Genomic DNA, 12,437 nt, shown 5'->3' with positions numbered 1-12,437 from the left:
CAGCGCTGCGCGATGCGCATAAAAAGGCCGGGACTAGCCCGGCCTGTGAAACAGTGCTGCATTTAGCCACCAGCACCGCTGCCCGCGCCACTGGCTCCATTACCGGTTCCGTTACCAGTTCCGGTGCCTGTACCAGTCCCACTACCATCCTGGTTCGAGGGGTTGTCCGGATGAGTAGGCGGTGCGTCGGGGTTGGAGCTGGTAGGATCATAGGCTCCGGAGTCCTGCTGGCGCTCATCCATGGTACGTTTTTCCCTGTCGTCATCATGATCATGGGCGACAGCCACTGGCACGGCAGCGGCCAGGGCAAAGCTGAACAAAGCGGTATAGATCAGTTGCTGTTTCATGTCTTCCTCCAGGTGTATTCAGGGGGACCACAAAAAAATAGAAATGCATCGGCGCCAATGGTTCAAACAGAAATACCGCGAGGGCCCACGCAACGGGTGGCTTTTGCATGGCTGCCTGTGGAAAAATAGCTGCCCTTGTCTCTCTATCCGAGCCCAACACCATCATGCCCCGATTGTCATTGGACGAGCTTACGGCTGAGTGGCAGCACCACCTGAACAGCGTTCCCGAACAGATCAAACAACTGACGGCGCAACTGGCGGTGCAACACAAGACTGAACTGGCCACGCACTTCTATACGGCAATGCTGCAGCATCCCGAAGCGGCCATGTTCCTGTCCCATGAAGAAGTGAAGAGCCGTCTGAGCAGTTCCATGGAGAACTGGGTGTGCAACCTGTACTCCAGCCAGGACACCACGGATATCCAATCGGTCATCGCCCACCAGAACAAGATCGGTGAGGTGCATGCCCGGGTCTCCATCCCCGTGCACCTGGTATTGCGTGGGGCGCGACTGCTCAAGCACCGCCTGGCGGAGCTGCTGGGCGCCACCCTGACGCCGCAGCAGGCGGCCATGGCCACCAACTTCGCCCTGCCGCTGATCGATCTGGCCATGGAGATCATGAGCCACGCCTATTCCGCCTCGCATGATCGCCGCTCCCGCGCCGAGGAAAGCTATCGCCTGTTCGCCATTACGCAGAATATCGCCAGCGAAAAGGAAAAGCAGCGCGCCGCCCTGCTCGACTGGGAAAACCAGCTGATGTTCGACTATGCCATGAGCATGACCGCAGACCAGCTGCCGCGCCTGCGCTCCTCCGAGTTCGGCCTGTGGTTCCGCCACAAGGGCACCCATGGCTTCGAGGGTGCGGTCGAGACCGGCTTGATTCTCGATGCCATGGCGCAGATCGATGATACGCTGCTGCCGCTGTTCGCCTTGCGAGCCAATGCCGATCCACAGAAGAACCTGCAACTGCTGCGCGATGTGCGTGAGCAGACCAAGAGCATTGCCTACCATCTGGACCTGCTATTCGAACAGAACAATGAGCTGGAATCCGGACGCGATGTGCTGACCCGCCTGTTGAATCGCAAGTTCCTGTCCGTGGTGCTGAACAAGCAGATCAGTTATGCACGCGATACCAGCAGCAGCTTCGCCGTGCTGGCCATCGACCTGGACCATTTCAAGCACATCAACGATACCTACGGCCACGAAGCGGGGGATCTGGTACTGCAACAGTTCGCCAGCATGCTGCTGAACAAGAGCCGCGCCGGGGACTATCTGTTCCGCATGGGTGGCGAGGAGTTCCTGATGATCATGGTCGACGTCAACGCCAACAACGCCCGACGTGCCGCCGAGAAGATCCGCATGCTCACCGCCGCCGAGGTGTTCCGCCTGCCCCAGGACGTGACCATCCATATCACCGCCAGCCTGGGCCTGGCCCTCTTCACCGGGCACCCGGACTACCAGCAGTTGCTGCGCCGCGCTGACAGCGCGCTATACGAGGCCAAGCACAGCGGGCGCGACCAGGTGGTGGTGGCGCCGGATTGAGTTCAGCATTTATCTGCTAGCCAGCATCGCCCCGAGGCCGGGCTCCTACGGGAGGTAGTGCCAGCATGGCGGCTTGGTGGTGTGGTGTGTGGTGGAAGTGGCGCCTCGCCACGATGGCGTGCGCAGCACGCCCTGCCCCTCAACCGGTAAGGAATGCGACATCACACCCACTGGCATTTGTGTGCAAAGGTTTCTAGAATACGCGCCATCCGCAGCAGGCCCGTATCCTCGTGGCCAGCCGGCTTCTTTTCCCATCTGGTTCCATTCTTGATGACAACGTCGAATACCGCCCCCCAGGGCAGCTGGCTCAATGTAGTCGCGCTGGCCCTGGCTGCATTCATTTTCAATACCACCGAATTCGCCCCGGTGGCGCTGCTCAGCGACATCGGCGCCAGCTTCGACATGCTGCCCGAGCAGGTCGGGCTGATCCTCACCGTGTATGCCTGGCTGGTGGCCCTGACCTCCCTGCCGCTGATGCTGCTGACCCGCAATATCGAGCGGCGCAAGCTGCTGATGGGTGTCTTCGTGCTGTTCATCGTCAGCCACCTGCTGTCGTTCCTGGCCTGGAGCTACGAGATATTGGTCATCAGCCGCGTCGGCATCGCCCTGGCCCACGCGGTGTTCTGGTCGATCACCGCCTCGCTGGCGGTACGTGTGGCGCCACCGGGCCGCGAGGCCCAGGCCCTCGGGCTGCTGGCCACCGGCACGACGCTGGCCATGGTGCTGGGCATTCCGCTGGGCCGGCTGGTTGGTGAGCTGGCCGGTTGGCGCATCACCTTCCTCGGCGTGGCCATACTGGCACTGCTGATCCTGATCTGCCTGGCGCGCATGCTGCCGCTGCTGCCCAGCCAGAATACCGGCTCGCTCAAGAGCCTGCCGCTGCTGATAAAACGCCCGGTACTGATGGTGGTGTTCGCCCTGGTAGTGATCGGCGTAACCGCGCAGTTCACCGCCTACAGCTATATCGAACCCTTCGCCCGCGACATCGCCGGTCTGGTCGGCAACCAGATCACCGTACTGTTGCTGTTGTTCGGCGGTGCCGGCCTGTTCGGCGCCCTGCTATTCAGCCGCTACAGCCCGCGCTATCCCCGCAGCGTACTGGTCGGCTCGATGCTCGCATTGGCGCTGTGCATGCTCCTGCTGACGCTCTCGGCTAGCAGCATGTGGGGTCTGGCTCTGGTTTGCTTTGTCTGGGGCATCGCCATCCTCGGCTTCACTCTGGCGCTGCAATCGCGGGTACTCAAGCTGGCCCACGATGCCACCGATGTCGGCATGGCCCTGTTCTCCGGTCTGTACAACCTCGGCATCGGCGCCGGCGCCCTGTTGGGTAGCCAGGTCACCAGCAGCCTGGGCCTGGCCAACATCGGCCTGGTCGGCGGCGCGCTGGCCCTGGCCGGCCTGCTGCTATGCCTGGCTGCCATGTGGCGCCTGCCTCGGCAGATACCGCTGGGGCAGTCGGCATAACCAATTACCCGGCGGCGCTTCGCCGGGCGTGCCGCTGGTCGTCCAAGGTTGGGATGGCAGGTCTTTCAGGGAGGGATCCTTTTCCTGCAGGCCATGGTTTTCGTAGCTCACGACGACGCTCAGACACGCACGGGTGCAGCCTCCAGCACGCCAGCCAGGGAATGTCGAGTTCCACCTCGACATAGCGGCCCATCAGCAGTTCGCTGATGGACCCACACTCCTCTTCTTATTCCCCATTCTCGCGCAGCAGATCCGCCAACGCCGCCAGCGCCGGAATACTCAACGGCATGGTCTGCGCGCTGCTGGCAATCGGATGCGAAGACAGACGCACCATGACCATGCCCACGGCGGGGTTGATGTGGATCATCTGCCCATGCACCCCCAGTGCCTCGAAGGCACCATCATCGTTATGGCTGATCCACCACTGGTTACGGTAGGAATAGCCCGGCTGGAAATCCCGCCCGGAGGCCTTGAACGCCTCCTGGTCAGCACCCTGGCGAATCTGCTGGATTGCCTCGGGACTGATGATCTGCTGACCATTGAAGCGCCCGTCCAGACGCACCATCTCGGCAAAGCGCGCCAGATCGCGCAGGGTAACGTTGAAGCCCGCACCGGCCCATTCAGCGCCCTTGGAATCGAGCAGCATATACCCATCCTGCTCAGCCCCCAGCTTGCTCCAGATACGCTGTTCGACCAGCGCCGCCGTGGACAACCCGGTAACGCGGCGCAGCATCCAGCCCAGCACCTCGGTATGCGTGGTGCGATAACGGAACGCCTCTCCATGCGCATCCACACCCGCGCCGATGGTCGGCAGATAGGCATACAGGTCCCGCGCACCCGGATAATCATGGGGCACCGGTCCCATACCCGCGGCCAGCGAATACTTGACCACATCGGAGTTGCGATCAGCATAGACCTCGCTGTAATCGATATCCGCCGTCATATCCAGCACCTGCTGCACGGTCGCCCCGCTCCAGCCACTGTCCTTCAACTCGGGCAGGTAATCAGTCACCAGCGCCTGCGGGTCCAGCTTGCCCTCCTCGATCAGTTGCGTCGCCAGCAACCCCACGAAGGACTTGGTCACCGACCAGAGAATATGCGGCTCATCCTCCGGCACACCGGCCTGGTAATGCTCAAAGATCACCTTGCCGTGCTGCATGATCAGCACGCCATCGACATAGGTCGAATCCAGATACTGGGCAAAGCTCATCGGCTGGCCATCAGGGCCCGCAAAGGTCAGATCCGCGATCTTCTGCTCCAACCCCTCGGCACGCGGCAAGGCATAAACACCCTCATTGCCACGCCCCACCCGCCGGGACGGGAACAGCTCCCGCGCATGATGAAAACTCCAACGCGGATTCGGATAGGGCCGCATGAACCCCGCCAGCGTCACCTGCTTGTCCGCCCGCGGCGGGAAGCCCTCCATCAGTTGCAAACGGTCGGTACGCACCGACTCGGGGTCGGGCAACTCAGCGGCAACACCTTGCGCGGATAATAGAATGGTAGCCAATGTCACCCCCCATATTCCTGATCTTTTCATAGCAGCACCGGATATCTCTTGTTCTTTTCATTCGAGACTATCCAACCTGACACCCCTAAGCCAATAGAAGGTTGCCAGATTGCTCCGCTGAATAGGGGGTAATGCGGATCGGTGGACCAGGTAACCAGCGACACTGCTGACGACGGGTACAAACAAGTAGAATGCAATACATATCGGAGTGAAACGGGGTGTAGCGCCCCCGCGCTACGCCAGCGGACTCGCGACTGGCACCCACCATCTGGCATGCTTCGATCCAGCAAAAGTCCCTTCATCCCGCAAAAACGACCAGTTGTCGTACCAAACGGTACCTTGACGAATCACCCGCCTATAGTCCCAGCACTGCAAGGAGGGTATGGGATGACTCGTTTTAAAGGATTTACGTTGGTGGAGTTGATGGTCGTAGTCGCATTACTCGCGATCATGGCCAGTATTGCGGTCCCCAGCTTCCAAACCTTGATTCTTAATAATCGCCTGTCCAACACGACCAACGCTTTGCTGACGGGATTGCAGTTGGCCCGTAGCGAAGCAGTCACCAACCGCACAGCCATTACTGTCTGCGGTGCCAATACAACCCATAGCGCCTGCGCGAACAGCAGCGACTGGAGCAACGGCGCCTTGATACTACAGGGCAGCACACTGATCCGTAGTATCCCACTGGACCTGGCAGGCGTTACCGTCAGTAGTAGTGCCAACAATCTCACTTACAACGGTAATGGCACTACCACAGCTGCCACCCTGACAGTAAGCGACTCGCGGGGAGCCAGCTCAGCTCGCACTATTACAGTCAACGTTATCGGCCCCAGCTGCATCGGAAACCCCTGCCCATGAATGAAAAAACTCAATCAGGTTTTACCTTGATCGAAGTGCTCATTGCACTCATCGTTCTGGCCGTCGGCCTGCTCGGCATGGCGTCTTTGACCGTGCATAGCATGCAGTCGAACCAGGGAGCTTATATGCGTAGTCAGGCAAGTGTACTGGCCTACGATATCGCGGAACGTATGCGCTCCAATCATGAAGGAGCCACCACAACCTCGACCTACACCGCCACCTCCGCCACTAACCCCACCTGTACAGGTGGCTGCACACCCGCACAGCAGGCCCAGCTGGATGTACACCAATGGCGCGCGGCACTACAGTCGAGTATGCCCGGCGCTACTGCAACCATCACTCGGACACCAAACGGCGATCTCATGGAGTATCAGATAACGATCAACTGGACTGACTCCGGCGCAAGTGACATCAGCAACTCCTCTTTCAGCCTGAGGGTCGATATATGAAGCAGGAAAGAGGTATTTCCCTTATTGAGTTGATGGTATCGCTGGTGATAAGCACTTTGCTGATACTCGGTGTACTCCAACTATTCCTCAACACAAGCAGCTCAGACAGGGCCAACACAGCACTGGCCCGTGTTCAGGAAAACGGCCGAGTCGCCCTCGAGCTTATTGGTGCAGACGCCAGACGAGCCGGATTTCAAGGCTGCATCTCATCACGAGTAGCCACCGAAGTGACTGATGACATCACTCTGCCCGATCATGCGGTGGTCAGAGGGACCAACAGCATTACCTTCCGTTATGCCGTACTCGATAGCAGCGCAGGCACCCAGTTCCCTGACGATGAGAATGCGATCAACCGCAGTTGCTCCGGCAGCCCAGAAACGTACTATCTCAGAACAGCAGCCTACACCAATTGCGATGGCAGTCTTTGCCTGAATGGCACACCTATTCTTGCAGGTGCGCAGTTGAACAATATCAGCTATGCCATCCCCAGCGATACAAACACCACATGGACACAGACCCCAACAGATACAGATATTGCAATCGCAAAAGCGGTGCAAATCAATCTACAGGTCAGTAATCAGAATATAACCCGTGACTTGATTGGCACCTATGAATTCAGGAATCGCACACAATGAACAGTCCTGTGCGCCAGCAAGGCGCTGTACTCATGGTCAGCCTGATTATGCTATTACTGCTCACAGTAATAGCTGTCACCGCCTCCAACGTATCCACATTGCAAGTTCGCATGGCCAGTAACAGCCAACTTCAAAATATAGCGTTCCAAGCAGCAGAAAGTGGTATACGGCATGGACAGGAAGACATCAACGGCAGCGGAAAGAGTGGCACACTGGACTATGCCGCTGACACTTCAGCAGGCATAGCCCCAAAATACGCCGCTACCACAGTCATAATGATTGAGCCCGGCAGCTCACTGGACGCAGCAGGTGAAGGCGGCGGTACGTCGCTGGTGCGTTATCAGGTTCGTATCAGTTCACATGGTAAGGCATGCGACGAGTCGGATACCAGCTGCGATCCAACCACCACCGATAACCGCCCCCGTGCCCAACATTTGCTGGGATGCAAAATCCAGGCAGTCGCCGCTCCGCTCTGCAAACAAGGAAGCTGATTATGAAACACTACGCACATTTTCTGCGTCTGACGCTGACCGGAGCCCTGCTGGCCGGAATGCTGAGCCAAGCCGCGTTAAGCTACGCAGATGACACTGAAATATTCTTTGGTGGCGCGCTGGCCGAGGAAGGGATCAGGCCTAACGTATTGTTCCTGCTGGATGACTCCAGCTCGATGAACTGTTCACCATCAAACAGCAATTGCTCCTATGCCTCCCCGCAAGCCGGAAGCCGCCTGGAGGTCATGAAGGATTCCTTCCGCCAGATTGTAAACAACTCAACCGGTATCAACATTGGGGTAATGATATTCAACTCCAACCCACGATTAGTCGCGGAGGTCGACTACATTGATCGCATAATCGGCGACACAACTATTATGGATCATGAAAGAGTCACACGCATTACCGCAGCGACAGACGATGCCAGCCAAACCGAGACAGGGAGCAATAACAGCCTAAACGAGCAGTCACTGATCATTGGAGGTTCTGCCAGTCAGATTATTGGCTTGCGCTTTCAGGATCTTCCAATACCCAAGAATGCAACCATTCTTGAAGCACGCTTGGGCTTCACTCCCTCGGCAAACGGTTCGGACACTGTAACCCTACAAGTCTTTCCGGAAATAGCGACAAATGCATCAACATATGCCGCAAACACAGCTGGAAGGCTATCCAGTCGGCCTATTCATACCCAGAGCATAACTGGTCTCGCCTTCCCCACCTGGACTCCCGGCTCCTGGGCACAAGATGTCCCGGTACCCTACGAAGAAGGCCCTGATGTCACCGCCCAGCTGCAGGCTATTGTCAATAGCACTAACTGGTGCGGCAACAATGCGGCTGCACTGCAAATAAGAACAGAGTCAGGAACGGGCACACGGCAGATCCGTAGTTTTGACTCAGCCAGTGAACATGCTCCGGCCCTATGGGTAAGGTGGCAAGCAAGCGGTGTGACGGGTTGTATCAACCCAATTTTAGAATCAAAGGTCTCCGCCAACAACTCTGACGGCATCCAAACTGGTACCTCAGGCAATAGTCGAAGCCCAAACTTAACCGGCCCAACTTTGGAGTTCGGCAATGGCCGCCATATAGCAGCCCGCTTTGCCGGAATAAGTATACCGCAAGGCGCAACTATTCTTTCTGCCCAGTTAATCAGCACGTCTGCTGCAGCCTCTGGAGCCACCACTACAACTACAGCAGCTGTATCAATAGAAAATAGCGTCTCACCTGCAGCTTTGGGCACTGGCAACAACAACTTCAGTAGTCGCTCCAGAATAAGCGACACCAACTGCGACTTCGTACGCGCATCCACATCACAAGTTAACTCATGCACTCTTACCTCCCAAGTTCAAACCTTGGTTAACAAAAGCAACTGGTCATCATCGGGCAGCTCTATCGTTACGCTGATAAGGCCATCTTCTGCAGGCCCATCACTAATCGCCCACGACCAGAATACAGATCAGGCGATGAGGCTACGCATAAAGTACCAAGGCGAGGCTCCGAGAACCTACCGTGAAACACTAATATCCGAAGTGGACAAGCTACGTCCGCCGGGTGGAAACCCTTTCCATATGACACCAATCGTGCCAACACTGTATGGAGCTGCAACATATTTGCGCGGAAACGACTCTCCTATTACCAGTGCATGCCAGCCAACTCATATAGTATTGCTCAGCGACGGGGTCGCAAATGACAACAATTACACTTCTTCAAACAGCCTTAGCGGTATCGGAGGCCCCTCCTGCGCAACTAGCGGAGTTGACAATGGAGAAAGATGCGGTCGCGAAATAGCCAAGCATTTGGCAGAAAATGACCAGGCAAGCTGGATTGAGGGGGCCAACAATTATGTGACCACTCACACCATCGGCTTTGCCCTTAATGCTAGCAACTTCAATAAACAAACCTGCACAGGCGGCAACGCAGCAGCAAGATTCCTCTGTGATATAGCCAAACAAGGCGGCGGCGGCTACTACGGCGCGGACAATGCAAGCGAGTTGACCGAGGCGTTTGATGAGATTATCCGCAGCGTCATATCCACCGACGCCTCCTTTGTCAGCGCCAGCGCCCCAGTTAATAGCTTCAACCGGCTTGACAACCGGGACGAGCTGTACTTTGCCGTGTTCCGCCCCCAAGAAACGGATCGCTGGCCGGGCAACCTGAAACGGTACAAGGTAGATGTTGATGGTGTTCGTATTCTCGATGCTGCTGGAAACGTAGCTGTAGATCCAAATACAGGCTTCTTCAGCTCCACCTCGCGGAGCTTCTGGAGCACCGAAACTGATGGCAATCAGACCAGTCTAGGCGGTGCTGCCTCCAAGCTGCCAACACCGAGAAATTTATATACCTATACTGGCAATAACCCCAACAATACCAACCTGACTAAAGTAGCCGCCAGCACTAACCTCAATACCGAACTGGGCGCGACCAATGATACCGAACGACAGATGCTGATCAATTATCTTCTCGGCTGGGAGGGCGGTGTCGCTAACAGTACCCAGCGCAAAGCTATGGGCGATCCGCTCCATTCCAGCCCCCGTCTAATAACATACAAAGAGGATGACAGCGTCGTTGTTATCGGCACCAACGAAGGCATGATCCACGTAGTCAACACAAAAACAGGTATTGAGGAGCTTGCATTCATACCCAAAGCCTTACTGCCCAACGTCAAGGAGCTTATGGAGAATGGCCCCAGCTCAGTCGACAACCGCCGCCCATACGGTATGGATAATACTGTCACCGTCTGGGCCAATGATGTTAATGGCAACGGTAGTATTCTGAATGCCAATGGCACGGCTGAAACGGGTGAATTTGTCTACGCCTACGCCACGATGGGGCGTGGGGGGCGCAACCTTTATGCCCTTGATCTAACCAACCGCGGTTCGCCCAGACTCCTCTGGGAAATTATTGGCGGTACAACCAGTGGCTTTGAAACACTCGGGCAAACCTGGTCAACACCAGTGCGCACCAAAATCCAGATTGGCACCCCTTCAACCAGCAACCCACCAACAGATGTACTGATTTTTGCGGGTGGTTATGACCCGGAACAGGATAATCAAGCAGAAGGCGACACAACATATGTACGCCGTGAAGATGCCATGGGCAACGCGCTCTATATCGTCAACGCCAAAACAGGTGAGCTAATTTGGTCAGCCACCGGAACCACTCATAGCAAAATGAAATACAGCATGCCCAGCCCCGTCAGGGTAATTGATCTGCAGCAGAACGCTGCTGGCCAGTTGGTGTATGACAGCACCGGCACCGCTGACCAGATTTTCGTAGGCGACATGGGCGGTCAGATCTGGCGTTTCTATATAAATAACGGTCAGAGCACAGCCAACTTGATCACCCCGGCCAATGGTGACGGTGTCATGGCGGAGCTAGGGGGTAATGGTGTTAACGCCCGTCGTTTCTACCATGCCCCAGACGTGGCTCTGGTCAATGATGCTGGCACCATCAAGCTTACGGTCAATATCGGCAGTGGATACCGCGGGCATCCCCTGCACACGGTTATTCAAGACCGCTTCTATTCATTGCAAACAGCAGCACTGACCCAAACCACCAACGAGGGTTTGATTACCGAAAGCAGTTTGGCGGATCTGACGTCTATCGTTGCTGATGAGGCAGCCAACACCGCCCTGGAAAATAAGTCAGGCTGGCTGATCAAACTGGGTACCACTGGTGAGAAAGTGCTCTCCGCAGCCCTCACTGTTAATAATATCGTCTACTTCAATACCTACGAACCAACCGCTATAGCCGACTCCTGTCAGGCAAACGTGGGGGTTAACAGGGCTTATAGTGTCAAACTGCGCAATGCAGCGCCTGCTCGGAACACCACAGGAGTACCTAGCGCATCAGACCGCTTTACCGAGGTTAGCACCAGTGGGCTGCTTCCCGACCCAGTTGTGGTTTCTATAGGTGGCAAAAACGTATTGGTTCGGTTCCCATCCATTGAGCCCCTCGAGGATGAGCCTGAACCAAGCAATTACTGGATTGATATCACGGAGTCGAATTGATCATGTATAAGCATCAGGAGGAAGGCTTTACCTTGATCGAACTGATGATTGCCATAGTTATATTAGGCATCCTTGCAGCCATCGCCTTGCCAAGCTATCAGGCTTATATTCGCAAGAGCGCCTGTGAGGATACGAAGGCAGTTATCACTGGAGCTGCCTCTACCCTCGAAAGGTTCAAGGCGCAGAGTAATACCTATACAGATGCATCACTTGGCGAATATGCCGGTGCTCCTGTAGACGGTACAAGAAAGCACGCAACTATAGGTATAACCGCTTCTACTGCCAGCAGTTATACATTGACTGCTACCGGAACAGGTGTACTGGATGGAAAAGGCACATTGACGCTGGATTCAACCGGAACAAGGGGAGGGAGTGGAGCTCTTGCCGCCGCTTGGGGAAGTTGTAGTGGCATCTGAGATCGGCAAGGTACCCTGCGCCTACGGATCCAACGCTGTAAAGCCAGACCTAGATGAATTCATTTGAGCAAAGGAGCACGCACATTTCAGGTACGTTTACGACAATGCCGGTGCGATACGACTAGCAGGCTGAGCATTCACCAGCCTGCCCATGTTGTCGAGCAGGCGCTCGACAACCCGTCCCGCCCTACGCACCGTGCCGCCGCCGATGCAGTGCTTCCACCTCCCCTACCAGTCCATCCACTGGTCCCTCCACCCGCACATTCGGAGCGATATCCTGGATGGGCAGCATGTTCACGGGTGGCGGCGCGAGGCCCATGTCCTGGTGCCAGTCAAGTAGCTGCCGGGCGGAGCTGATATAGACGATGCGGCCCAGCCCTACCCAGCCATGGGCGGCTGAGCACATGGGGCAGTGCTCGCCAGAGGTATATACGGTAGCGGTCGCCCGCTGTTCGGGGGTCATGTGCTGCGCGGCCCAGCGGGCCAATTCGAATTCCGGGTGCTGGGTATGGTCACCACCGCCGATCCGGTTGCGGGCTTCGGCCAGGGCTGTGCCCTGGGCATCGACCAGTACCGAGCCGAAGGGTGCGTCTCCGGCATCCAGTGCTTGCTCAGCCAGTTCTATGCAGCGGCGCAAGTGTTGCAGTTCCGAGTCCTGCATGATCTCAGTCTCCTCATAATCGAATCGGGCAATATGGCTTTGGCTGGTTCCGATCCGA

General features: G+C 56.7%; 11 protein-coding genes. 8 read left to right on the top strand and 3 right to left on the bottom strand.

Annotation, left to right across the window (positions count from 1 at the left end):
• Positions 1 to 62: 62 nt before the first annotated feature.
• A complete protein-coding gene (locus CQ007_RS01460; protein ID WP_105643135.1) occupies positions 63 to 347 on the bottom strand; it encodes a hypothetical protein in 285 nt (94 codons plus the stop codon).
• A 164-nt stretch (positions 348 to 511) separates the two neighbouring features.
• On the opposite strand from CQ007_RS01460, the gene CQ007_RS01455 reads away from it, so the two are divergent.
• Positions 512 to 1,888 carry a diguanylate cyclase gene (locus CQ007_RS01455; RefSeq protein WP_105643134.1) on the top strand — a complete coding sequence of 459 codons (1,377 nt, stop codon included), beginning with the start codon at positions 512 to 514 and terminating at the stop codon, positions 1,886 to 1,888.
• Between the two features lie 270 nt (positions 1,889 to 2,158).
• Entirely contained in the window at positions 2,159 to 3,352 is a 1,194-nt protein-coding gene (locus CQ007_RS01450) for a sugar transporter (protein WP_105643133.1), read from the top strand.
• Positions 3,353 to 3,578: 226 nt separating this feature from the next.
• On the opposite strand, the gene CQ007_RS01445 is transcribed toward CQ007_RS01450, so the two are convergent.
• Positions 3,579 to 4,868 carry a serine hydrolase gene (locus CQ007_RS01445; protein WP_158256697.1) on the bottom strand — a complete coding sequence of 430 codons (1,290 nt, stop codon included), beginning with the start codon at positions 4,866 to 4,868 and terminating at the stop codon, positions 3,579 to 3,581.
• Between the two features lie 381 nt (positions 4,869 to 5,249).
• Here CQ007_RS01445 and CQ007_RS01440 point away from each other — a divergent pair, with 381 nt between their 5' ends.
• From CQ007_RS01440 to CQ007_RS01415, 6 genes are read left to right on the top strand one after another with little or no spacing between them, the layout of a single operon-like run.
• Positions 5,250 to 5,720, top strand: coding sequence for a GspH/FimT family pseudopilin (locus tag CQ007_RS01440; protein ID WP_158256707.1), 471 nt, complete (start codon positions 5,250 to 5,252; stop codon positions 5,718 to 5,720).
• Positions 5,717 to 6,169: a type IV pilus modification protein PilV gene (gene pilV / locus CQ007_RS01435; RefSeq protein WP_105643130.1), complete on the top strand. Its 453-nt coding sequence runs from the start codon at positions 5,717 to 5,719 to the stop codon at positions 6,167 to 6,169. The genes CQ007_RS01440 and pilV overlap by 4 nt, the downstream gene beginning before the upstream one ends.
• Entirely contained in the window at positions 6,166 to 6,804 is a 639-nt protein-coding gene (locus CQ007_RS01430) for a PilW family protein (RefSeq protein ID WP_105643129.1), read from the top strand. The genes pilV and CQ007_RS01430 overlap by 4 nt, the downstream gene beginning before the upstream one ends.
• Positions 6,801 to 7,295, top strand: coding sequence for a PilX N-terminal domain-containing pilus assembly protein (locus CQ007_RS01425; RefSeq protein WP_105643128.1), 495 nt, complete (start codon positions 6,801 to 6,803; stop codon positions 7,293 to 7,295). The genes CQ007_RS01430 and CQ007_RS01425 overlap by 4 nt, the downstream gene beginning before the upstream one ends.
• Positions 7,296 to 7,297: 2 nt before the next feature.
• Positions 7,298 to 11,302 carry a PilC/PilY family type IV pilus protein gene (locus CQ007_RS01420; protein WP_158256696.1) on the top strand — a complete coding sequence of 1,335 codons (4,005 nt, stop codon included), beginning with the start codon at positions 7,298 to 7,300 and terminating at the stop codon, positions 11,300 to 11,302.
• A gap of 2 nt (positions 11,303 to 11,304) precedes the next feature.
• The gene (locus CQ007_RS01415) at positions 11,305 to 11,718 is read left to right on the top strand and encodes a type IV pilin protein (RefSeq protein ID WP_105643126.1); all 414 of its coding nucleotides are present in this window, start codon (positions 11,305 to 11,307) and stop codon (positions 11,716 to 11,718) included.
• Between the two features lie 187 nt (positions 11,719 to 11,905).
• Here CQ007_RS01415 and CQ007_RS01410 read toward each other — a convergent pair whose 3' ends face one another.
• Positions 11,906 to 12,379 (bottom strand): nucleoside deaminase, encoded by a 474-nt coding sequence (locus CQ007_RS01410; RefSeq protein WP_105643125.1) that lies wholly within the window; start codon positions 12,377 to 12,379, stop codon positions 11,906 to 11,908.
• Positions 12,380 to 12,437: the final 58 nt, after the last annotated feature.

The organism is Pseudomonas sp. MYb185 (genome assembly GCF_002979975.1).
Classification (GTDB): domain Bacteria; phylum Pseudomonadota; class Gammaproteobacteria; order Pseudomonadales; family Pseudomonadaceae; genus Halopseudomonas.
This window is presented reverse-complemented; position numbering and strand designations above follow the sequence as displayed.